General features: G+C 57.1%; 23 protein-coding genes and 1 pseudogene. 13 read left to right on the forward strand and 11 right to left on the reverse strand.

Annotation, left to right across the window (positions count from 1 at the left end):
• Positions 1 to 17 precede the first annotated feature (17 nt).
• The 10 genes from DIT72_RS00210 to DIT72_RS00255 all read left to right on the forward strand — a co-directional run bounded on the left by DIT72_RS00210 (position 18) and on the right by DIT72_RS00255 (position 9,040).
• Positions 18 to 830 carry a crotonase/enoyl-CoA hydratase family protein gene (locus tag DIT72_RS00210; RefSeq protein WP_135953210.1) on the forward strand — a complete coding sequence of 271 codons (813 nt, stop codon included), beginning with the start codon at positions 18 to 20 and terminating at the stop codon, positions 828 to 830.
• A 234-nt stretch (positions 831 to 1,064) separates the two neighbouring features.
• Positions 1,065 to 3,371, forward strand: a complete 2,307-nt coding sequence (locus DIT72_RS00215; RefSeq protein WP_135953211.1) for a putative monovalent cation/H+ antiporter subunit A — start codon at positions 1,065 to 1,067, stop codon at positions 3,369 to 3,371.
• Complete coding sequence (locus tag DIT72_RS00220; RefSeq protein WP_114613916.1) at positions 3,368 to 3,793, forward strand: Na+/H+ antiporter subunit B; 426 nt, start codon at positions 3,368 to 3,370, stop codon at positions 3,791 to 3,793. Before DIT72_RS00215 ends, DIT72_RS00220 begins: the two co-directional genes overlap by 4 nt.
• A 46-nt stretch (positions 3,794 to 3,839) precedes the next feature.
• Positions 3,840 to 4,187, forward strand: coding sequence for a Na+/H+ antiporter subunit C (locus DIT72_RS00225; protein WP_114613915.1), 348 nt, complete (start codon positions 3,840 to 3,842; stop codon positions 4,185 to 4,187).
• Entirely contained in the window at positions 4,184 to 5,698 is a 1,515-nt protein-coding gene (locus tag DIT72_RS00230; RefSeq protein WP_135953212.1) for a Na+/H+ antiporter subunit D, read from the forward strand. Before DIT72_RS00225 ends, DIT72_RS00230 begins: the two co-directional genes overlap by 4 nt.
• Positions 5,695 to 6,168 (forward strand): Na+/H+ antiporter subunit E, encoded by a 474-nt coding sequence (locus DIT72_RS00235; RefSeq protein ID WP_135953213.1) that lies wholly within the window; start codon positions 5,695 to 5,697, stop codon positions 6,166 to 6,168. Before DIT72_RS00230 ends, DIT72_RS00235 begins: the two co-directional genes overlap by 4 nt.
• Positions 6,169 to 6,179: 11 nt before the next feature.
• On the forward strand, positions 6,180 to 6,452 hold the full coding sequence (locus DIT72_RS00240; protein WP_135953214.1) for a monovalent cation/H+ antiporter complex subunit F: 273 nt from the start codon (positions 6,180 to 6,182) through the stop codon (positions 6,450 to 6,452).
• On the forward strand, positions 6,445 to 6,858 hold the full coding sequence (mnhG, locus tag DIT72_RS00245) for a monovalent cation/H(+) antiporter subunit G (protein ID WP_135953215.1): 414 nt from the start codon (positions 6,445 to 6,447) through the stop codon (positions 6,856 to 6,858). The genes DIT72_RS00240 and mnhG overlap by 8 nt, the downstream gene beginning before the upstream one ends.
• Positions 6,859 to 6,943: 85 nt before the next feature.
• Positions 6,944 to 7,225 carry a pyrimidine/purine nucleoside phosphorylase gene (gene ppnP / locus DIT72_RS00250; protein WP_135953216.1) on the forward strand — a complete coding sequence of 94 codons (282 nt, stop codon included), beginning with the start codon at positions 6,944 to 6,946 and terminating at the stop codon, positions 7,223 to 7,225.
• Between the two features lie 171 nt (positions 7,226 to 7,396).
• Positions 7,397 to 9,040 carry a fatty acid--CoA ligase gene (locus DIT72_RS00255; RefSeq protein ID WP_135953217.1) on the forward strand — a complete coding sequence of 548 codons (1,644 nt, stop codon included), beginning with the start codon at positions 7,397 to 7,399 and terminating at the stop codon, positions 9,038 to 9,040.
• Between the two features lie 76 nt (positions 9,041 to 9,116).
• Here the strand turns inward: DIT72_RS00255 and DIT72_RS00260 are convergent.
• The 6 genes and pseudogenes from DIT72_RS00260 to DIT72_RS00285 all read right to left on the reverse strand — a co-directional run.
• Positions 9,117 to 10,373 (reverse strand): annotated as a pseudogene (locus DIT72_RS00260) (D-amino acid dehydrogenase); the annotation flags it as partial.
• 96 nt (positions 10,374 to 10,469) lie between these two features.
• The gene (locus DIT72_RS00265; RefSeq protein ID WP_135953219.1) at positions 10,470 to 10,823 is read right to left on the reverse strand and encodes a translation initiation factor Sui1; all 354 of its coding nucleotides are present in this window, start codon (positions 10,821 to 10,823) and stop codon (positions 10,470 to 10,472) included.
• Between the two features lie 37 nt (positions 10,824 to 10,860).
• Positions 10,861 to 11,385 (reverse strand): DUF4136 domain-containing protein, encoded by a 525-nt coding sequence (locus DIT72_RS00270; protein WP_135953220.1) that lies wholly within the window; start codon positions 11,383 to 11,385, stop codon positions 10,861 to 10,863.
• A 78-nt stretch (positions 11,386 to 11,463) separates the two neighbouring features.
• The gene (locus DIT72_RS00275) at positions 11,464 to 12,069 is read right to left on the reverse strand and encodes a YigZ family protein (protein WP_135953221.1); all 606 of its coding nucleotides are present in this window, start codon (positions 12,067 to 12,069) and stop codon (positions 11,464 to 11,466) included.
• Positions 12,070 to 12,076: 7 nt separating this feature from the next.
• The gene (locus tag DIT72_RS00280) at positions 12,077 to 13,402 is read right to left on the reverse strand and encodes a sensor histidine kinase (RefSeq protein WP_135953222.1); all 1,326 of its coding nucleotides are present in this window, start codon (positions 13,400 to 13,402) and stop codon (positions 12,077 to 12,079) included.
• Entirely contained in the window at positions 13,395 to 14,084 is a 690-nt protein-coding gene (locus tag DIT72_RS00285) for a response regulator transcription factor (RefSeq protein WP_135954674.1), read from the reverse strand. Before DIT72_RS00285 ends, DIT72_RS00280 begins: the two co-directional genes overlap by 8 nt.
• Before the next feature lie 145 nt (positions 14,085 to 14,229).
• Between DIT72_RS00285 and DIT72_RS00290 the strand changes: the two genes are divergently transcribed.
• Entirely contained in the window at positions 14,230 to 15,399 is a 1,170-nt protein-coding gene (locus DIT72_RS00290) for a GNAT family N-acetyltransferase (protein ID WP_135954675.1), read from the forward strand.
• Positions 15,400 to 15,441: 42 nt separating this feature from the next.
• Positions 15,442 to 16,092 (forward strand): hypothetical protein, encoded by a 651-nt coding sequence (locus DIT72_RS00295; protein WP_135953223.1) that lies wholly within the window; start codon positions 15,442 to 15,444, stop codon positions 16,090 to 16,092.
• A gap of 2 nt (positions 16,093 to 16,094) precedes the next feature.
• On the opposite strand, the gene DIT72_RS00300 is transcribed toward DIT72_RS00295, so the two are convergent.
• The 3 genes from DIT72_RS00300 to DIT72_RS00310 are packed head-to-tail and all read right to left on the reverse strand — an operon-like array spanning position 16,095 to position 18,284.
• Entirely contained in the window at positions 16,095 to 17,471 is a 1,377-nt protein-coding gene (locus DIT72_RS00300; RefSeq protein ID WP_228260685.1) for a nicotinate phosphoribosyltransferase, read from the reverse strand.
• Positions 17,465 to 18,013: a nicotinamidase gene (locus DIT72_RS00305; protein ID WP_135953224.1), complete on the reverse strand. Its 549-nt coding sequence runs from the start codon at positions 18,011 to 18,013 to the stop codon at positions 17,465 to 17,467. The genes DIT72_RS00300 and DIT72_RS00305 overlap by 7 nt, the downstream gene beginning before the upstream one ends.
• A 55-nt stretch (positions 18,014 to 18,068) precedes the next feature.
• Entirely contained in the window at positions 18,069 to 18,284 is a 216-nt protein-coding gene (locus DIT72_RS00310) for a dodecin (protein WP_135953225.1), read from the reverse strand.
• A gap of 187 nt (positions 18,285 to 18,471) precedes the next feature.
• On the opposite strand from DIT72_RS00310, the gene DIT72_RS00315 reads away from it, so the two are divergent.
• Positions 18,472 to 19,284: a DUF3750 domain-containing protein gene (locus tag DIT72_RS00315; RefSeq protein ID WP_135953226.1), complete on the forward strand. Its 813-nt coding sequence runs from the start codon at positions 18,472 to 18,474 to the stop codon at positions 19,282 to 19,284.
• A 90-nt stretch (positions 19,285 to 19,374) separates the two neighbouring features.
• Here DIT72_RS00315 and DIT72_RS00320 read toward each other — a convergent pair whose 3' ends face one another.
• On the reverse strand, positions 19,375 to 19,698 hold the full coding sequence (locus DIT72_RS00320; RefSeq protein WP_135953227.1) for an AzlD family protein: 324 nt from the start codon (positions 19,696 to 19,698) through the stop codon (positions 19,375 to 19,377).
• Positions 19,695 to 20,444 carry an AzlC family ABC transporter permease gene (locus DIT72_RS00325; RefSeq protein ID WP_135953228.1) on the reverse strand — a complete coding sequence of 250 codons (750 nt, stop codon included), beginning with the start codon at positions 20,442 to 20,444 and terminating at the stop codon, positions 19,695 to 19,697. The genes DIT72_RS00320 and DIT72_RS00325 overlap by 4 nt, the downstream gene beginning before the upstream one ends.
• Positions 20,445 to 20,478: the final 34 nt, after the last annotated feature.

The raw sequence follows: 20,478 nt of genomic DNA on the forward strand, positions 1-20,478 counted from the left end.
GACACGGAACCGACACTATGAGCGCAGGTGACTCTGAAAGGGTACTTATCAATATCGAGGATGGCATCGCTGTCGTTACCCTGAACCGGCCGGAAAAATACAATGGCCTGGACATGCCCATGTTTGAGGCGATAACCGGCGCCGCCAAAACGCTGAAGAAAGACCGTAGCGTGCGCGCCATCATCCTGGCGGGCGCGGGAGAGGCCTTCTGCTCGGGGCTGGATGTAAAAACGGTGTCGAAAAACCCGGTAAATTTTCTCAAGCTGCTGATCAAGCCGGGCCGCAGGATCAGCAATCTGGCACAGGATGTGGGCTACCTGTGGCGGGATGTGCCGGCACCGGTGATTGCCGTCACACACGGCTACTGTTTTGGCGGGGGCTTCCAGGTGGCGCTGGGCGCCGATTTCCGGTTTTCCACCGCCGACTGCGAGTTTTCCATAATGGAAAGCAGGTGGGGCCTTATCCCGGACATGAGCCTGACCGTTACCCTGCGCGAACTGGTTTCCATTGACCTGGCAAAGGAGCTGACCATGACCGCGCGGCGATTCAGTGGCACAGAGGCAAAAGCGATGGGTCTGGTCAGCCGTGTCAGCGATGATCCGATGGCCGAAGCGCTGGCTTTTGCCCGGGAATTGGCCAGCCGCTCACCGGATGCGGTCGCAGCCAGCAAATTGCTGTTCAATCGAAGCTGGAACGCCACTGACAGGGTCGCGCTGGACTGGGAGACCAGACTGCAGAAAAAAGTGCTGGGCCGGGCCAACCAGCGTATTGCTGTCGCGCGAAACTCCGGGTCGCCAGAGAAGCCGTATCGGGACCGACGGGGTTTCTGAGCGGCGGCACTGGCGCTTTGAGGTTTGTCGTTGATCTTGCTCCCCTGCAGAACCGTATTTGAGCGTCTATCCTGTTACTTTGACGCGCTGCAACCATCTTGCCTTTAATCAAGGTGTCGGATAGGCTCTCAGGCGTCTGAATACAGGGGACCATCAGCAATTCCTGCGGGTCCGTCTCCATTTTCGGAGCGACCCAGCCGACTTTTACATGCCTGACCGGAGCGCAATCGAACCATGCTACTGGCTGTGTTATCAGGATTCTTGCTGGCAATCGTGGCGCCGGCGCTGCACCGGGTCACGGGAAAGTACATTGGCTGGACACTCGCCATACTGCCCGCCAGCCTGACCGCCTACTTTGCCAGCCTGATCCCGGACGTTCAGGCCAATGGTTCGTTGGTGATGGAATATGCCTGGATGCCGGGCCTGGGCATCAACCTCAACTTTCTGGTCGACGGCCTCTCCCTTGTATTCGCCCTGCTGATCAGCGGCATCGGCACCTTTATCCTGATTTATGCGGGATCCTACCTGGCCGGGCACAGGTTCCTGGCTCGTTTCTTCGTGATCATGCTGTCGTTCATGGCTTCCATGCTGGGGCTTGTGCTCTCCGACAACCTGGTTTCACTGTTTGTATTCTGGGAACTTACCAGCATCACCTCCTACATGCTGATTGGCTTCAACCACGAAGATATGGAAGCCCGCAAATGTGCACTTCAGGGACTGTTTGTCACTGCAGGCGGCGGCCTCGCACTGATGGCGGGCCTGGTGCTTCTGGCGATCATGGGCGGCAGCTACTCGTTGTCTGAAATCCTCTCCTCGGATCTGGCGCTCCATGAACACGCATTCTACACCGGGGCGGTCATCTGCATCCTTGCCGGATGCTTTACCAAATCCGCCCAGGTGCCGTTCCATTTCTGGCTGCCTAACGCCATGGCGGCACCGACACCGGTTTCCGCCTTCCTGCACTCTGCCACCATGGTCAAGGCCGGCGTCTATCTGATGGCGCGGCTGAACCCGTCCCTGGGCGAAGGGGCGCTCTGGAGCCAGGCACTGATGCTGTTCGGTGCCGCCACCATGTTTACTGGCGCTTACCTGGCCTTCAGTAGCACCGGTATCAAGAAAGTACTGGCCTATTCCACCATTATGGCTCTGGGTACGCTGACCATGCTGATCGGCGTGGGCACCGAACTGGCCCTGACCGCCTTTATCTGCTTCCTGGTAGCTCATTCCCTGTATAAAGGCGCGCTGTTCATGATTGCCGGCGCCCTGGATCACGAAACCGGCACCAAGGACATTGCCCGCATGGGCGGCCTGAAAAAAACCATGCCGGTGACCGCGGCGATTGCCTGTCTGGCAGCCCTGTCACTGGCAGGACTGCCGCCCCTCTTCGGCTTTATTGCCAAGGAACTGCTACTGGAGTCACTGCTGGACGCACCGCTCTGGTCTGTTGGCCTGACCGTCGCTGCTGTTGCCGCAGCGGTACTGATCGTTGGCGTTGCCGGGCTGGTGGCTATCAAGCCTTTCTTCGGCAAGGTTGCAGACACACCCAAAGCCCCTCATGAGGCGCCTTTCGGCATGCTGGTGGGTCCCGCTGTGCTGTCAGTGATTGCACTGATCTTCGGCCTGGCTCCTTTTCTTCCTGAGGCAGCCCTGCTTCAGTCTGCGATAGGAAGCGTCTTCGGCTCACCGGTAGAAACCTACCTGGCGCTCTGGCATGGCGTCAACGTGCCACTGGTACTGTCAATCGGCAGCCTGATACTGGGGCTGAGCCTGGTGTCCGGCTGGCACCGGCTTCAGCCCGCTCTCTACGCGATAAATACCTACGCCGCACGGTTTGGCCCGGAGGCCGGCTACTTCCGCTTTATGGAAGGCATAACCATTGTCGCAGCCTGGCAAACCCGGCTGCTGCAGAACGGAGTGCTCGGTCTGTACCTGCTGCTGCTCGTCGCAGTGACCTTTGGCCTCACCGGGTACACCCTGCTGACCCACCATGGCATCCACCTAACCCTGGATCTGACTGACAGCCACTTCTATGAGTGGGGCATTGCTCTTCTGCTGGTTGCTGCTGCCACCTTCGCCAGCTCTACCCACTCCCGCCTGGGTTCGGTGGCATCCATGGGTGTGCTTGGCTTCGGTGTCGCCCTTACCTTTATTCTGTTCAGTGCACCTGATCTGGGCATCACCCAGTTGCTGGTAGAAACCCTGACGGTAATTCTGCTGGTGCTGGTACTGTTCAGACTGCCCGAATTCGTCAACCTGTCCTCGCCCTTTGAACGCTTCCGGGACCTCGCGGTGGCGATCTTTGCTGGCGTGGTGATGACACTGCTGATTCTTGCGGCCCTGGATGTTCAGTACTTCGAGAGCATCTCAAGCTACTACGTCGAGAACAGCGGCACGCTGGGTCACGGCCGCAACATCGTCAACGTCATCCTGGTTGATTTCCGGGCCCTGGACACCCTGGGGGAGATCTTCGTGCTGTCACTGGCGGCCCTGGGCGTACTGTCGATGATCAAGCTGAGGGCGGAGGATCAGTACAAATCATGAAATCCAATACCCTGATTCTGCATACCGCTGCGCTGTTTATCATGCCGTTGCAGCTTATGTTCTCCGTCTTCCTGCTGTTCCGCGGCCACGACGAGCCTGGCGGCGGTTTCATCGGGGGACTGGTAGCGGCAAGCGCCTTTGTGCTCTACGCCTTTGCATTTGGCTCGGAGCCCACTCGCCGCATCCTTCGCGTCGCTCCGCGGGATCTGCTGGCTGCCGGGCTGTTATTCGCCATTGCCTCGACCGTCCCTGCGTTCCTGGCAGGCCAGCCGATGCTGACTGCTCACTGGTGGGAAGTCCCGCTTCCCGGTGGTAACTACCTCAAGCTGTCGACACCCCTGATTTTCGACATTGGCGTATACGCGGCGGTTCTTGGCACCATCATGACGTTTGTCATCAACCTGATGGAGTCGGATGAATGAACCAGCACATTGCACTCCAAACCTTCAGTCTGAAAGGAGAGCCTTTATGGAAAGCCTGATGGCTTACGTCGTCGGCATCCTTTTCGCAGCAGCGATCTACATGATGCTGCGACGCTCCATTGTCAAACTGGTCATCGGCCTGATAATGCTCAGCAACGCCGCCAACCTTCTCATTTTCGTTGTGTCCGGTATGACCAGGGGCGCTCCCCCCCTGATACCAGAAGGTGCTGATGCGCCTCTGGGTGCGGTTGCGGATCCGCTGCCGCAGGCATTGATACTGACTGCCATCGTTATCGCTTTCGGCGTTCTGGCCTTCGCCGTGGTTCTCATACGCCGTGCGTATGAAGTAGTGGGAACCGACGATCTTGACCAGATGAAGGATACGGACACTTGAACCCGGAACTCGCTTTACCGATTCTCATCCCGCTGATTTCCGGTGCCATGTCCGTCGCTTTATGGCGATCAGTCCGCTATCAGCGCATTCTTGCCGTGCTCGCTACCGCCCTGTTACTGGCGGCCAGCGTCTGGCTGCTGCGCTCCACCATGGAACAGGGTTTCCTGGTGATGGAAATGGGCAGTTGGCCAGCGCCGTTCAGCATCGTGTTTGTATCAGACATTCTCAGCGCCATCATGATCGTGCTGACGGGCATTATTGGCCTTGCCATTGCCATCTATTCCCTCGCGTCCACGCCCAGAGGACATGAAAAATTCGGCTATTACCCGCTAATGCACCTGCTGCTGGCGGGGGTAGCCGGGTCTTTCCTGACCGGCGACATTTTCAACCTGTTTGTCTGGTTCGAAGTCATGCTGCTGGCCTCTTTCGCCCTGCTCACCCTCGGCGGCGAGCGCGCGCAGATGGAAGGGGCGATCAAATACGTCACCCTGAACCTGTTTTCTTCCGCGATCTTCCTGTCAGCGGTGGGCCTGCTTTACGGAACCGTCGGCACGCTCAACATGGCGGACATCGCCCAGAAAGTGGCAACGCTGGAAGACCCCAGCATGGTCACGGTGGTATCAATGATGTTCATGGTATCCTTCGGCATCAAGGCGGCCGCCTTCCCGCTGTTTTTCTGGCTACCCGCTTCCTACCACACCCCGCAGGTGGCGGTGTCCGCCCTGTTTGCCGGGCTACTGACCAAGGTAGGGGTCTACGCGCTGTACCGGGTGTTCACCCTGATCTTTACCCAGGATGTGGAATACACCCACACCATTCTGCTATGGGCAGCCACACTCACCATGTTGACCGGTGTTCTCGGAGCAGCCGCCCAGTTCGAGTTCCGCAGGATCCTGTCGTTCCACATCGTCAGCCAGATCGGCTACATGATTCTCGGACTTGCCCTGTTTACCCCGCTGGCCATTATCGGCGGCGTGTTTTATATCATGCACCACATCATTGTTAAGACCAATCTGTTCCTGGTCAGTGGCATCGTCTACCGTTTGCTCGGCAGCTATGAACTGAAGGATCTCGGAGGCGTCTACAAAGAGCGGCCTGTGCTCGCCCTGCTGTTTCTGATTCCTGCCCTGTCACTGGCAGGCATTCCACCCCTGTCAGGGTTCTTCGCGAAATTTGTGGTGATCCGCGCCGGCCTGGAAGCGGAAGCCTATGTGGTGACCGCTATAGCCCTGCTGGTGGGCCTGCTGACGCTCTATTCAATGATCAAGATCTGGGCCGAGGTGTTCTGGAAAAAAACACCGGAACACGTCAAGTCCCTCAGTCTCCTGAAGGGCGACATGAAAAAAAGCCACATGTGGGCTTACTATGTGCCAGTCGTCGGCCTTGCAGCCTGTACCCTGTATATCGGCCTGAACGGCCAGCCCATCTACGAACTGGCGGAGATGGCGGCAGATCAGCTGATGAATCCTGAGCTCTACATAGAGGCGGTTCTGGGAGGTGCGCAACAATGATCGGTTTCTTCTGGAACATCATGCTGGCGCTTGCCTGGGTAGCGCTGAGTGGCAATTTTACCGCCATGAATTTCATTGCCGGCTTTTTCTTTGCCTACCTGGCACTGATGGTCCTGCAAAGGCAGGTTCCCGTTCTTAAAGGTTACTCAAGGCGGATTCCCAGGGTGGTGGCGTTTCTGGTGTTCTTTATCAAGGAGCTGGTCAAGGCCAACGTCCGCGTGGCCTATGACGTTGCCACGCCGGTCTGGTATATGAAACCGGGGGTGATCGCATTTCGTCTCGAAGCACACACCGATGTCGAAATCCTGTTCCTGAGCAGTGTAATTTCCCTGACGCCCGGGACACTGAGCCTGGACGTATCGGATGACCGCCAGGTGCTTTTCATACATGCGATGTTTCTTCAGGATGAAGAACAGTTGCGTCAGGATCTCAGGGAACTTGAGCGCCGAATCCTGAAGATCTTGCGCTGAGGAGCCAGCACGTGATTCCGATTGTGATCAACATTGTCTACTTTATGCTCTCGGTGGCTCTGCTGCTGGCATTCATCCGCCTGACCCGGGGGCCGTCACTGCCCGACCGCGTTGTGGCTCTTGAGCTGATTGCGTCCATCGTGGTGGGCTACGTAGGCGTCCATGCCATTGATACCGGTGTTTCCAGCCTGCTGGATGTGGCCATTGTTATCGCCCTGACCGCCTTCCTGGCGGCCATAGGTTTCGCCCGCTTCCTGGAAAGGGGGGGGCGCAGAAATGATTGATCTTGTCGTAGCAATATGTCTGATCGCCGGCGCTTCCTTCATGCTGCTGGCCGCCGTTGGTATTGTGCGTCTGCCAGACCTGCCTACCCGCATGCATGCATCGACGAAGGCCGGTGCCATGGGAGCCATGTTCACCATGGCGGGTGTCGCTTTTTACTTTACCGACAGTGTTGTGTCCGCCAGGGCACTGGCCATTGTCGTGTTTATCCTGATCACTTCTCCGGTTGCCGCCCACGTCATCGGACGGGCCGGTTACTTCATGGGCACCTCGCTCTGGGACGGCACTGTCAAGGATGAGCTGCGCGAGAATTATGATCCTGAAACCCACAAGCTGAGCAGTGGCTACGAAGGTAGCCCCGAAAGCGTCACCCCACCCCCCGAGTCAGACCCGCCAGACGATCGCTGAACGCAGAATGACTGCCACCGGTTTTCATAACGCGGCAACACAGTTTCACGTATAGTGCGCCAAGGCATTTTGAGGAGACACTTTCATGTTAAAGGTGAATGAGTATTTTGATGGAAAGGCCAAGTCCATTGCCTTTCAGACCTCCACCCTGCCGGCAACCGTGGGCGTTATCAGCCCGGGCGAATATGAGTTTGGTACCAGCAAAAAGGAAACCATGACTGTCATCAGCGGTGCCCTTACGGTTCTGCTGCCGGGCATGGAGGAATGGATGACCTACGGTTCCGGAGAATTTTTTGAAGTCGCCGGGCAGGCCAGCTTCAAGGCAAAGACCGACATCGACACCGCCTATCTCTGCACCTACGAATAACCCCCCGCACGCATCAAGAAAGGGCGCAGAACGGGACAGGCACGCCAATCAGGCCTGCGGCTTCTGTTCTGCGCTATTTTATCGTTCATAGGTTTCCGTGGACGTAAAACTGTGTCAGATTTAGGGCTCTTCTCGTTATAAATTAAACAATTGAGAAAGAGGCACCGTGTTATGGCACAGACCCGCATCCTGTCACCGGCGGACAACGCCTATCAGTATCCACTTTTGATCAAGCAGCTCCTGCTCTCCGGTCCCCGCTACAACCCGGACCAGGAAATCGTTTATGCCAACCGCAGCAAGTACACCTATACCGATCTGGTGGATCGCATCCATCGCCTGGCTAATGCCCTGACGGATGCCGGTGTCCAGGCGGGTGATACCGTTGCGGTTATGGACTGGGACACACCCCGTTACCTGGAGTGCTTCTTTGCCATACCGATGATCGGGGCCATTCTGCACACCATCAACGTGCGCCTGTCTCCGGAGCAGATTGTCTATACCATGAACCACGCCGAAGATGATGTGGTGCTGGTACACGATGACTTTCTTCCCATCATCGAAGGCGTGAAAGACGAAATCAAAACCGTCAGAACCTGGATCCGGCTGAGCGACAGCGACACCGCAAAGCCAGCGCCTGTCGAGGCGATCGGTGAGTATGAAGAGTTGCTGGCCAAGGCCGACAACGAGTTCGACTTTCCGGACTTTGACGAAAACAGCGTAGCCACCACTTTTTATACCACCGGTACCACCGGCAACCCCAAGGGCGTGTACTTCAGCCACCGGCAACTGGTGCTGCACACCCTCACCATGACAGGGGTAACGGCAGCGTTTGATGAGATGCCGTTACTGCGCTCGTCATCTGTTTATATGCCGCTGACGCCAATGTTCCACGTTCATGCCTGGGGTGTGCCCTACGCTGCCACCATGCTGGGCGTTAAACAGGTCTATCCCGGTCGTTATGAGCCGGAGCTGCTGGTCGATCTTCTGAAGGAACACAAAGTCACCTTCTCACACTGCGTGCCTACCATCATGCAGATGATGATGGCCACCGAATCCATCAAAACGGCTGATCTGAACAACTGGCACGTGCTCATCGGTGGTAGCGCGCTGACCAAGGGACTCTGCGATGCAGGGGCAAGACTCGGAATCAACATGTATACCGCTTACGGTATGTCCGAAACCTGTCCGTTGCTCAGTGCTTCACATCTCAAGCCAGAAGATGTGGAGCTGCCGCTGGAGCAGCAGACTTCCATACGGGTGAAGACCGGTGTCGCGGTGCCGATGGTGGAACTTGAAATTGTGGATCCCGAAGGCAAGCCTCTGCCCCATGATGGCCAGGCCAAAGGCGAAGTTGTTGCCCGCGCTCCCTGGCTGACACAGGGCTATTTCAAAGAGCCTGAAAAGGGTGAGGAACTGTGGCAAGGTGGCTGGCTGCACACCGGTGATGTCGCCAGCATGGAGCCTGACCATACGCTCACCATCAAGGACCGCATCAAGGATGTGATCAAGACCGGCGGTGAATGGCTATCATCCCTTGATCTGGAAAACCTGATAAGCCAGCATCCCGCGGTTGCCGGAGCTGCTGTGGTGGGTATACCGGACGAAAAATGGGGTGAGCGTCCCCACGCCATGGTAACCCTGAAACCTGGTGAGGAAGCGACTCTCGAAGATATCCAGAGTCACCTGAAGCAGTTCGTGGACTCCGGCGAAATCAATAAGTGGGCAATACCGAACCAGATCGATTTCGTTGAGGACATCCCCAAAACCAGTGTTGGCAAAATCAACAAGAAACTGATCCGCGATCAGTTGAAGTAAACCTCACTGACAAGACGCCCCGCATTCCCCCAGGGATATGGGGCGTCGTCCTCCTCCTGAGACCTGCCAGGATCTGTTAAAGCCCGGTAAACGCAAAATCCACATCCGGCTTGCGTCCCGCCACGATATCCGCCAGCGCGGCAGCAGAACCACAGGAATGCGTCCAGCCAAGAGTACCGTGACCGGTGTTCAGGTAGAGGTTGCCAAAGTGGCTTTTGCCGATATAAGGCACATTGGAAGGCGTTGCCGGCCGCAACCCGGCCCAGAACTCGGATTGCTCCCAGTGCCCGGCCTCTGGCATCAGTTCGGCGGTGCGCCGGACAATCGCCCGACAGCGGGCAAGATTCAGCTCGCGGTTATAGCCACTCAGTTCCGCCGTCCCGGCGACGCGGATGCGATCACCCAGGCGTGAAAACACCAGCTTGTACTCGTCATCGGTGAGGCTGACTTTGAAGGCCGCCTCCTCATTCTTTACCGGTACGGTTATGGAGTAGCCTTTTGCCGGATAGATATTCAGCAACAGGCCCAGCTTCCGGGCCAGAATGGCACTGTAGCTGCCCAGGCTGAGTACGTAACTGTCCGCACGCAGGACCTGATGCCTGCCTTCGCGAATGACGGTAACGCCAAGGATCCGGTCGCGGGTATTCTCGAACCCGAGAACTTCAGTGCCATAAAGAAATTCGACACCGGCTTCCTGCGCTTTGCTGGCCAGTGCCTGGGTGAACTGGCGGGCATCGCCGGACTCGTCTTCCGAGGTGTAGGTTGCCCCGGCAATCCGATGTTTGACCGGTGCCAGGGCAGGCTCCAGTTCAACCGCCCGATCTGCATCGATCACCTGGCGGTCACACCCCAGTTCCCGCATGATACGCGCCGGCTCCAGTGCAGACTCGAACTCTCCGGGATTGGTGTAGAAATGCAGGATACCCCTCTCGAGGTGATCGTACTCAATGCCGATATCCTTGCGCAGCGCCTGCAAACGCTCGCGGCTGTAGGTGCCAAGACGCACAATCTGCCGGATATTGTGGGCAGCTCTGGCAGAGGTACATTCCCGCAGGAATGCGATGGCCCAGCGCCACTGGGCCGGGTCCATACGAGGGCGAAACAGCAGGGGTGCATCGGAACGGGCCAGCCATTTGAGCACTTTCAAAGGCGCGGAGGGATTGGCCCAGGGTTCGGCATGGGATACCGAGATCTGTCCGCCATTGGCATAACTGGTTTCGGTGCCTGCATTTCCCTGCCGGTCGACAACGGTAACGTCATGTCCCTGCTGCTTCAAAAACCATGCGGTTGTAACACCAACAACACCCGCACCCAGTACCAGTACGTGCATTCGTTTCCTCCCGTGGCCTGCGCCTGAATAAGCTCACCATTGTAACGTCTGGAACAACAGATTGCGTGTCAGCCATCCGCCACCATCAAGGAATCGTGTTCAGCCACCGGCTTTTTTCACCTCCCAGCCTTTCTCCTGTAACAGCGGCACCAGCAGATCCCGCTGGTCACCCTGAATCTCCACCACTCCGCCCTTGACAGTGCCACCGGTTCCGCATCGGGCCTTGAGTTTCTTGGCAAAACTTTTCAACTCCTTGTCATCCAGAGGGATACCGGTAATCAGGGTAACGCCTTTGCCCTTGCGACCCTTGGTTTCGCGGCTGACGCGCACAACCCCATCACCGGCAGGGCGTGATGGTGCACCACAAATGCAGTCGTCAACGGGATGTCGACAATCGGGGCACATACGGCCCTGTTCTGTGGAGAATACCAGGCCGCCGGAATGGTTTTTCATAACACCCTCTTATTCACTTCGGTATCCTCCCGGAGTTTCACACTCCGGGAGGATACTTTTCAAACATGTCTGCGACCACTTCATCAATCAGCTCGCGCCGTGTCTCGGTCGACTGGCTCTCATTCAGGTAACGGCGGCTGGCGGCGCGCCAGACCACGCGGTCGGTGTCCGTATCAACCAGTTCTACCACCAGTTTACCTTCCTGAACTTCCCTGACCGGCGGCGCTGAAGACAGCCCCCAGCCAAAGTTACCGCTGCCGAAACCAAAACCGAGGCCAACACCTACGCGCTCAAGACGTTCCTCTTCGACAATTTGCCAGTTCACCAGCAGATCTGCCTGTTCCTGCTCAACTTTGCGCATGGACTTGCGGTTAAGCTCCCGCTCAACCGCGCTCTCGATCCTGCCCCCGTCGAGAGAAGTGAAACTCTCGCCCTCACCCCTGGGTGCAAAGGCCCAGGAGGCGTAATTGCCGAAGACCGTGCCGGAATCATAATCTGTTACAACGTTGCTGGCACATCCGCTCAATGCCAGCACCAACAGGGAAACAAGGAAAACTCTCATGGTGACAACTTCCTCTCTTTGGATCATCTGTATATCAGTATACGCACAGCAGACAGGCTGAGTTTCGGTAAACGTTTGCTAATTTTCCAGACTGTAACCAATTCCCCGAGCATCACAAAATTCGGACAATCCGTTAAGCCGGTCCACTGGCACTGCGATACCGGCCACTACACGGGAACCGTAATCGACCTGATCCAGCTGTGCTTCATTCTGCTCGCACCAGTGCCTGAGCGGCTGTTCATCGGCGAAGGTCATGGTGATTGTCACCCGCGATGTTGGCGGCTGGATCACCCGCTCCACCGCAGACAGCACTGCTTCGGTGGCGCCGGCGTAAGCCCTGACAAGGCCGCCGGCCCCCAGCTTGATGCCGCCAAAGTACCGGATCACCAATACCAGCACATCACCCATATCCTTATGCTGGATCACACTCAGGATAGGCTTTCCGGCGGTTCCCGATGGCTCGCCGTCATCATTCATGCCGGCCTCCGCAGCCGCTCCGGGCCGGCCGATCTGGTAGGCCCAACAGATATGGCGGGCGTCCGGGTGATCTTTGTGGGCCTGCTCAAGCCGGGCCTTGACCTCATCCCGGGATGAAACCGGAGCTACACGGGCAATAAAACGGCTCTTTTTGACCTCTGTTTCCCGTTCCAGGAAGCCCGCCGGAACTGGATAATTCCTGGACATAGCCTGCTCAACTCCCACCGGTGAAGAGTGGAAGGCGTAACACCACCACCAGTCCACCCTGTTCAGCATTAAAGGCTTCTATGCTGCCATCATGAGTCGCCACAATATCTCTGGCAATGGCAAGGCCAAGCCCCCACCCCTTGCCCCCACGGGACTTGTCAGCGCGGTAGAAAGGCTCAAACAGATGCGGTAAAAGCTCATTGGGTACGCCCGGCCCCTCGTCGCGAACCTCCAGGACCAGTTGCTGCTGCTCCGAACACAGGGCCACATGGACTTTCCTGCCCGGAGGGGTGTGATCCAGTGCATTCTGCAGAATATTGTCGAACGCCCGCTGCAGCAGTCCCCGGTCTCCCAGTACCGAGGCGTGTCGGCAGTCGGGGCTGATGGTCAGCAGACAGTCAACACCCCGGTGTTCGGCATAATCGGCGGCGTCCCTGAGTACGTCATTGATTACCCTGACCGGTCGGACGCCTTCGCGTGCAATATCTCCACCCTGTTCCGATACCCGGTAAAGGGTCAGTATCTGGGATGTCATGGCCTCCAGTCGCTCGTTCTGGCGCAGAATCGAGGCCATCAGATCGTCATCAGCGCCACCTTCACTGGCCAGCTCAATGGCAATCCGCTGTCGCGTCAGCGGCGTCCGCAGATCATGGGAGATATCCCTCAGCAAATGGGTCTGGCGGTCCAGCAGGTTGCACAGCTGCGCGGTCATGTCATTGAACGCCGTCGCCAGGGCGCCCACTTCATCCCGACGACGTGCAATGCCGTCGCTGACACGCAAAGAGTTATCGCCAGCTGCGATAGTCCGTGCCGTTGACTCCATATGTTTCAGCGGACGTGACACCAGACGTGCAACCCAAACGCAGGCCAGGGTGATAATCACAAACGCAAGGGCGAGCTCCAGCCACTGGAAAAACCGGGGGTTCAGCCAGGCATCGCCATTCAGCCGTGGCCAGGCAACCAACCGATAGCCTTCAGCCACTTCGATGACCGCCGGCCGCTGCCGATACCAGCCGCCGGACTCCATGCGCTCGCGGATGGACTCGGGCAGATTGCCTTCTTCATGATCCGTTTCTATGAGAAAAAGGTGCAGATCGAGTTTGCTGCCCTGTTCTTTCAGGAAGCTCCAGGCATCGCCCCGCCCCTCATTTTCCCGCACTGACAGGGCCTCGGCGGCAAGCTCCTGCAGCCCCGCCTGGCGCTCGATCGCCTGCCTTTCGCGATCTTTGAGGGTGTGGGTTACCAGATTACCAACGATCATGGTGAGCGCCATAGCCAGCCAGATCGAAATGAAAATCCGCCAGAACAGTGAGAAACGCAGCCCCCTACTCATTCGGCACCCGATAGCTGTAGCCAAGCCCCCTGACCGTTTCAATTCGCGGCGGGTCATCATTTCCCAGTTTCTTTCGCAGGTTGCTGATATGCATATCCAGGGTCCGGTCATAGGCCTCCAGCCGGCGGCCCAGCGCCCACTGCATCAGATCCGTTTTTCTTACCACACTGCCAGCGTGGGCCAGCAATACCTGCAACACCTCGTACTCGGTGGCGGTGAGATCCAGAGCTTCATCGCTCTGGTAGATCCGCCGGTGCACCGGCTCCACTCTCAGATCGCCATAGCTTCTGGACTCGTCCAGCCCGACTTGCTGATCCCAGGCTACCCGCCTGAGCAGGGCCTGGAGACGGGCAACAAGTTCGCGGGGATTGCACGGCTTGGGAATGTAGTCGTCAGCGCCAACCTCAAAGCCGACGATGCGGTCGGTTTCATCGCCGCGGGCTGTCAGCAGAACAACGGGAAGGTGGGTTTTTGCCCGCAGCTGGCGCAACACTTCCAGACCACTGATATCCGGCAGCATGATATCCAGCACGACGATATCGCAATGCTGTCCCATGGCCAGCGACAACCCGTCCCGGCCATTCGCTGCCTCACGCACCGTAAAGCCCTGATTGGCCAGATAGCGGGACAACAGTTCCCGCAGTTCTTCATCATCTTCAACCAACAGCACCCGGTTCTGCATGGCAAATCCCCCGTTATTAAGAGCCAGTCTATCACGCCATTCCAGGGCCCTGTTTTGCTTCATTTTGCTTTGCATAACCTTTACATGGTGATCATCCGGAGGATTCTGGCGTATGGTAGGAATAAATCCCGGAGAGCCCAAGACCATGCCAGAATCCGGCACCCCTGAACTGACAATCCGCATCGCCCGCTCCGTTGGGGATATAGACCCAATCGACTGGCACAGGCTCAGCGACACCGACAGTCCGTTCCTGCGCCACGACTTCCTGCTCGCACTGGAAGAATCCGGCTGCACAACCGCCGCCACCGGCTGGACTCCGTCCCACCTGATGTTCTACCTGAACGACCAGCTTGCCGGTGTCGCACCCGCCTACCTGAAGACCCACTCCATGGGCGAATACGTGTTTGACTGGGCGTGGGCCGATGCCTATCAGCGGTACGGCATGAACTACTATCCCAAACTGCTGGTTGCCATCCCGTTTACGCCCTGCCGCGGACCGCGATTGCTGTTCTCGAAAGAACTTCGTGCCTGGATGACGCCAGTGCGAATGCACCAGGGGCTCGATTCGGTCACTGAAGAGCTGGGCGCACACTCCTGGCACCTGCTGTTTCCCGATGCCAACGATCAGGAACTGCTGGCCATGGAAGAGGAGCTTCACCGTATTGGCTGCCAGTTCCACTGGTATAACCATGGCTACAAGACGTTCGACGATTTTCTGGCCAGACTGACCTCGCGGAAACGTAAATCCATCCGCAAGGAACGCAGACAGGTCGCGGATCAGGGCATTTCGTTCCGGCGTTACTCCGGCCGGGACATTCCCGATCACGTTCTCTCAGCATTCTATGTGTTCTATCAGGCCACCTACCTGAAACGGGGGCAGCGGCCCTACCTGAACAGTGATTTCTTTCATCAACTGAGGGAAACGCAGCCCGAGCAACTCCATATCATTATGGCGGCCAGGGATGAACAGATGATTGCGGGGGCCCTGTTTCTGCAGGGCGAGGACACGCTTTATGGGCGCTACTGGGGCTGTCTCGAGGAATTCGACCATCTGCATTTTGAAACCTGTTACTATCAGGGCATTGAGCTGGCCATTGAGCAGGCACTGACACGATTCGACGCCGGAGCCCAGGGAGAGCACAAACTGGTTCGGGGTTTCGAACCGGTCATTACCCACTCCTGGCACGGTATACCGCACCCCGGATTTCGTGAGGCTATTGCGAGATTTATCGAGGAGGAGGCGGAGCATGTCATGGCCTACGCGGAGGATGCTCTGGACGCACTACCTTTCAGGCAAGTCGAGCCGGATCAGTAGCATACCTCAAGTACTTACTGACATTTTACGGAGCGGGCAGCCATGGAAGTGGACTATCTATTCGACCTTTTGAGCACCAACCGCTTTATTCTCCTGATCGCTGCCGGGGCGCTGGTTGTAGCGGTCATTGCCGTATTCTTCAGCATTGCAGCCAGGCAAAGGCTGTCAGAGCAACACGACGCGGTAAAGCAGCGCGTTGACAGCCTCTGGCAGGATATGGATGAAATGCGGGTATCCCAGTTCAACAGCCCCACAGCTTCCGGCACTCAGGATGCCATCGCGAGTGAACGTTTTACCTCGGAGAAAGCCGCTTACGAGGCGATATGGCCGCTGGTCTGGACACTGCACGACAAACTGGGCATGTTTCTCCGGGCTGTTGAGGCCGAAGACCAGGCTGGTGAATTACGTCTTGAGGCACGGAATGCGGCACTGGAAGCCCGTAAAACGGTAAATCGCGTGCGCCCATTCTGCGATAGCGAAATCGATGAGCTGATCACTCAACTGATTGATAACCATATAAAGGCTCATCTGGCGGCCTGTCATTTCATGGACCTGGCCAAGGATTCCCTGTCATCCGACACCGGTCACGAAAGGGCCGTTCAGAAAGAAAAGTTTCGTATGCTTTACGACGGGCAGTCGAGGGAAATGCTGGACCAGCTGGTCAAGGCCATCCGGCAGAGGATGCTCCGATAGCCTTAGTCAGGGGTATTTTTCGCGCGCCTGTTGACCTTGTCCAGAGTATCCCGCTGCAATGCTTTCAGAAAGTCACTGATCAATGTCGGCACCTCACCGATAGGCTCAAGGGAACGAAACCGCTCCGGCAGGGTATCAATTGCATTGCCGGCGGCACGAACCTGATCGTCCAGTGACAAAATGGCACCCTCGACAATCCGTCCGTGCTTCATCACCGGCCTCAGCAGGGGGGTGCCGTCATGCACTTCGTCCCTGCCTGCCACAATGTCCTGGACGATGCGACCGTCGGTGCCCAGCCGCCGGTAAATCTGCTTGGGACCCGGGAAGGACTGCTTGCCCGGCGAGTTTTTCATCCGTGGAAGATCAGCGTATTCAGTCAGTTTATAGGCGAGTTCCAGCGCCGGCTCATCATTCGATACGCCAATAGCCGTGCCCACCCCGAAACCGTCAATGGGCGCTCCGGAGGACAGCAGTTCTGCAATCCTGTACTCATCAAGACCGCCACTTGCCATTATTTTTATGTCGGTCAGGCCGGCTTCATCCAGCATTTTCCGGCAGTCCTCAGCCTCTGCCAGAAGATCTCCGGAGTCCAGGCGGATACCGCCAATGCTCACCTCCGGATTATTCTTTAACCAACTGATGATTCGCCTCACCGAAGCGCGGGTATCGTAGGTATCAACCAGCAGGGTTGTTCCCGGGTAAAGCTTCGCATAGATCCTGAATGCATCAAGTTCGTCCGCACACGCCTGCACGAAGCTATGGGCCATGGTGCCATAGACAGGCATGCTGAAATCCAGGCCTGCGAGGACATCGCTGGTGCCTGCAAGACCTGCAAGCCGATATGCCCGCACGCCCCGGTGAGCTGCATCAAGCCCGTGGGTCCTGCGCATTCCGAAGTCGACAACGGGGCGGCTCTCTGCAGCAAATGCCAGGCGAACAGCCTTCGATGCCAGCACCGACTCCAGGTGCACATAGTTCATCACCAGACTCTCCAGCAACTGAACCTCGGCGATCGGCCCCTCAATCTCCAACAGGGGCTCCTGGGGAAACAGCGGCGTACCCTCTGCAACTGCGTGAACCGAGCCACTGAACCGGAAGTCCCGCAGCCAATCCAGAAATGCTGGCTGAAACCGGTCAAGGGATTCAAGGCGCCCAATGTGCTCATCGGTAAAAGTCAGGTTTTCTATGATGGAAACCACGTTTTGCTGACCACAGGCAAGAACGAAATTGCGTTTATCCGGAAGCTGTCGAAAAAAGAGGCTGAAAACAGCTTTACCATCCATACCTTCAGACCAATACGCCTGGGCCATTGCCAGCTCGTAAAGATCCACCAGCAGAGAAAGGTCCTCTTCTTTTACGACCTGAGGCTGGCTCAGCACAGGTCAGCGCCCTCTTCTTTCAGTTGCTCAAGAACAGCCGGAGCCTCATCCGCCTCTACAGCACGGGTTCCGCTGGTGATGAGTTCAACCTCGAAACCGAGCTTCAACGCGTCCTTCACCGTTGCCTGAACGCAAACATCGAGAGCCAGCCCCGCCACAAACAGGCGGTGGATACCATGACGGCGAAGGTAGCTGTCCAGTTGCGTGCCATCGAACGCCGAATAGGAATCAGTGTCGAATGCGGTTCCCTTGCTGACCCGGATGGCGGAATCGGGAAGCTCCATGTCAGGATGGAATTCGGCGCCCGGGGTATCCTGAACGCAGTGAACCGGCCATGGACCACCGCGGTCCTGGAAACTGATATGGTCAACAGTATGCCAGTCCCGGCTGGCTATAATCGGCCAGCCTGCCTCTTGTGCCTTCCCGATCCACTGATTGATGGCGGGAAAAATCGCGTCACTTCCCGGAACGGCCAGACTGCCGCCCTCGCAGAAGTCATTTTGAACGTCAACCAGTAATAGAGCGTTTTGCCCGCTATCCATAAGTCTGTCTCCGCTGGTTTTAACAGATGTGGATACCCATTCCGATTCCGGAATGTCAGCTTCCTTCAATCCTGAAGCCGATTTTCAGTACGACCTGATAGTGCCCGACTTTGCCGTCAACAACATGGCCGCGGGTTTCCTGAACCTCAAACCACTCAATATTCCGCAGATTCTTGCTGCATTCGGCAATCGCGTTTTCAATCGCATCTTCGATACTTTTCTTCGAAGAACCAACCACTTCCACCTTCTTGTACACATGATGGTCGGACATAGCACCTCCTCTTCCAAAGCTGTAGATAATCAGGCACAGCATCTGAATGCCTGTATTTTCAGCCTATACCAGTAAACTGTAGGCAGCAAACAGCCGGAGTTTTAATCCGGGGGAACTTTACCGGGTAACTGAACTCTGAAACTGCCTGTGTCGTAAGCTGGCAGTCAGCCACTATTCACGGGTACCTATGAGAAGAATCAGGCATTGTTTTATTGGCGTCGCCCTGACATTCGCAATGTTGTTGGCCGGCCCCCTCCTGCTGGCCGCCTGCGCAGGCTTTCAGGACTCCGGAAGCTGGCGGACCGCAGACCGGACCAGCGCCGGCCTGGCCCCTACCCCTGAACAGGAGCAGGGGGCTGTGGTACAGGTCTACGGTGCACGCGCCTACAATTGGCGAGGCTATTTTTCATTGCACACATGGATCAGCACCAAGGAGGCTGGCGCCAACAACTACTATGTGCATCAGGTTACCGGCTGGCGACACTATGTCATCCAGTCACGACCTGACGACCCGGACCGCAACTGGTACGGCGCCAAACCTGAATTGATTGCGGATTTTCGCGGACAACAGGCCCAACGGATTATTGGGCAACTCGGAGCTGTTATTAACGACTACCCCTATCCGACAACCTATGAGGCATGGCCAGGCCCCAACAGCAATACGTTTGTGGCCTGGGTCATCCGCCAGATTCCGGAGATGGACGTAGCCTTGCCGAGTAATGCAATCGGCAAGGATTACCTGGGCAACGGGTTGATTTCGGAAGTGCCAGGTGGAGCCGGGTACCAGCTATCGCTGGGTGGTTACTTCGGTGTGCTCGCAGGCGTTCGGGAGGGGCTTGAACTGAATATCCTGGGGCTATCGCTGGGTATCAATCCGCTGGCCCTCGGCATCAAACTACCGGGCATTGGCGAACTGGCGCTGCGCAATACGAATCCCATGCCTGAACCCGTTGCACCCAAGACGGGCGGGGCAGGGACGGTGTCCCAAAAAACGCTTTAAATACGTCCATGTACGCTTGGGCTCCGCCATCCATGGCTCCGCACATTTTTGGGACACCGTCCCTGCCCCGTCCTGATTCTGTGGCCAGCATTAAAGCGTAGTGATACCCGTATAACGAACCAGGCCGGCTGCGGCAATACCTGCTGCAATGGCGGGGAGAGGTTTCTTGATCGCCAACATAATAACTGCCGTAACGACCAGTGCTGCTAACGAGCCGGCATCCCCGCTAAACGCCATGGGAACGATGATCGCTATCAACACTGAGCTGGCCATGGTGTTGATGAAGCTTTCGATTCTCGGATTGATGGTCACGAAAGACATGAGGAATACCCCGCCGAAGCGGGTAACCAAAGTCACAAGCGTCATGATGGCGATCAGTGCGAGGATGCCGGCGGTGGTGGTTTCAATGGTCATGCAGAGGTTTCCTCCTCAGCACTCACTTGATCTTCATGATCGGGTTTCTTTTCCAGCCAGAAAAAGCCGATAGCTCCACCAGCCAACGCACCGACGACCACGTGGGTATTCGGAGGCAGCCATTTCCAGGCGGCCAGTGAAGAAATCGCGGCAACTGCCCATGCCACCAGTGTTCGTGGCGACTTGTTGCCACCCAGTGCCATGGCCAGCAGGAAACAGCCGAGTACCATATCCAGACCCAGGGATTGGGGGTCCTGCAGTAACCCGCCGAAGTACACGCCGAGCCAGGTCCCGATGATCCATGCTATCCAGATAGCAAGACCGCCGCCGAGGATGACTTCCAGGTTGCGTTTGCCGTTCTGGTAGTCCTGGGCAGACACCGCCCAGTTGGCGTCAGTCAGAAACAGCACCAGACCGTATCGGCGGCCAGGGGACATGTCCCTGAGCATGGGATAAAGCGAGGCGCCCATCAGCAGATGACGGGAATTGATGGCAAACACTACGGCAATCAACGGAATCAGGGGAACTTCACTGCCCCACATATCGACGGCGGCAAACTGAGAGGCGCCGGCGAACACAGTGGTGCTCATCAGGAGGGCCTGCAGGGGCTCGAGTCCTTTCTGGACAGCCGCCAAACCGAAAGCAGCACCGAATGCCACCACGAATAACGAGATGGGTAGCAGCCGGAAAAATTCGGCACGGACTTTTCCAGGCTGAAGCTGGTAGGAATATGGAGTGGCATTCATCTAAGCAAGCTAATGAAACTCGCGGCAGATGCGT

Source organism: Marinobacter orientalis (assembly GCF_004792665.1).
GTDB classification, from domain to species: Bacteria; Pseudomonadota; Gammaproteobacteria; order Pseudomonadales; family Oleiphilaceae; genus Marinobacter; species Marinobacter orientalis.

Excerpts from the sequence above, each read along its gene's own strand:
- DIT72_RS00310 (WP_135953225.1), bottom strand. The coding sequence starts at position 18,284 with ATGTCCGACCATCATGTGTACAAGAAGGTGGAAGTGGTTGGTTCTTCG.
- DIT72_RS00255 (WP_135953217.1), top strand. The coding sequence starts at position 7,397 with ATGGCACAGACCCGCATCCTGTCACCGGCGGACAACGCCTATCAGTAT.
- DIT72_RS00315 (WP_135953226.1), top strand. The coding sequence starts at position 18,472 with ATGAGAAGAATCAGGCATTGTTTTATTGGCGTCGCCCTGACATTCGCA.
- DIT72_RS00290 (WP_135954675.1), top strand. The coding sequence starts at position 14,230 with ATGCCAGAATCCGGCACCCCTGAACTGACAATCCGCATCGCCCGCTCC.
- DIT72_RS00215 (WP_135953211.1), top strand. The coding sequence starts at position 1,065 with ATGCTACTGGCTGTGTTATCAGGATTCTTGCTGGCAATCGTGGCGCCG.
- DIT72_RS00305 (WP_135953224.1), bottom strand. The coding sequence starts at position 18,013 with ATGGATAGCGGGCAAAACGCTCTATTACTGGTTGACGTTCAAAATGAC.
- DIT72_RS00285 (WP_135954674.1), bottom strand. The coding sequence starts at position 14,084 with ATGCAGAACCGGGTGCTGTTGGTTGAAGATGATGAAGAACTGCGGGAA.
- DIT72_RS00275 (WP_135953221.1), bottom strand. The coding sequence starts at position 12,069 with ATGTCCAGGAATTATCCAGTTCCGGCGGGCTTCCTGGAACGGGAAACA.
- DIT72_RS00225 (WP_114613915.1), top strand. The coding sequence starts at position 3,840 with ATGGAAAGCCTGATGGCTTACGTCGTCGGCATCCTTTTCGCAGCAGCG.
- DIT72_RS00270 (WP_135953220.1), bottom strand. The coding sequence starts at position 11,385 with ATGAGAGTTTTCCTTGTTTCCCTGTTGGTGCTGGCATTGAGCGGATGT.
- DIT72_RS00280 (WP_135953222.1), bottom strand. The coding sequence starts at position 13,402 with ATGAGTAGGGGGCTGCGTTTCTCACTGTTCTGGCGGATTTTCATTTCG.
- DIT72_RS00320 (WP_135953227.1), bottom strand. The coding sequence starts at position 19,698 with ATGACCATTGAAACCACCACCGCCGGCATCCTCGCACTGATCGCCATC.
- DIT72_RS00210 (WP_135953210.1), top strand. The coding sequence starts at position 18 with ATGAGCGCAGGTGACTCTGAAAGGGTACTTATCAATATCGAGGATGGC.
- ppnP (WP_135953216.1), top strand. The coding sequence starts at position 6,944 with ATGTTAAAGGTGAATGAGTATTTTGATGGAAAGGCCAAGTCCATTGCC.
- mnhG (WP_135953215.1), top strand. The coding sequence starts at position 6,445 with ATGATTGATCTTGTCGTAGCAATATGTCTGATCGCCGGCGCTTCCTTC.
- DIT72_RS00265 (WP_135953219.1), bottom strand. The coding sequence starts at position 10,823 with ATGAAAAACCATTCCGGCGGCCTGGTATTCTCCACAGAACAGGGCCGT.
- DIT72_RS00325 (WP_135953228.1), bottom strand. The coding sequence starts at position 20,444 with ATGAATGCCACTCCATATTCCTACCAGCTTCAGCCTGGAAAAGTCCGT.
- DIT72_RS00235 (WP_135953213.1), top strand. The coding sequence starts at position 5,695 with ATGATCGGTTTCTTCTGGAACATCATGCTGGCGCTTGCCTGGGTAGCG.
- DIT72_RS00220 (WP_114613916.1), top strand. The coding sequence starts at position 3,368 with ATGAAATCCAATACCCTGATTCTGCATACCGCTGCGCTGTTTATCATG.
- DIT72_RS00295 (WP_135953223.1), top strand. The coding sequence starts at position 15,442 with ATGGAAGTGGACTATCTATTCGACCTTTTGAGCACCAACCGCTTTATT.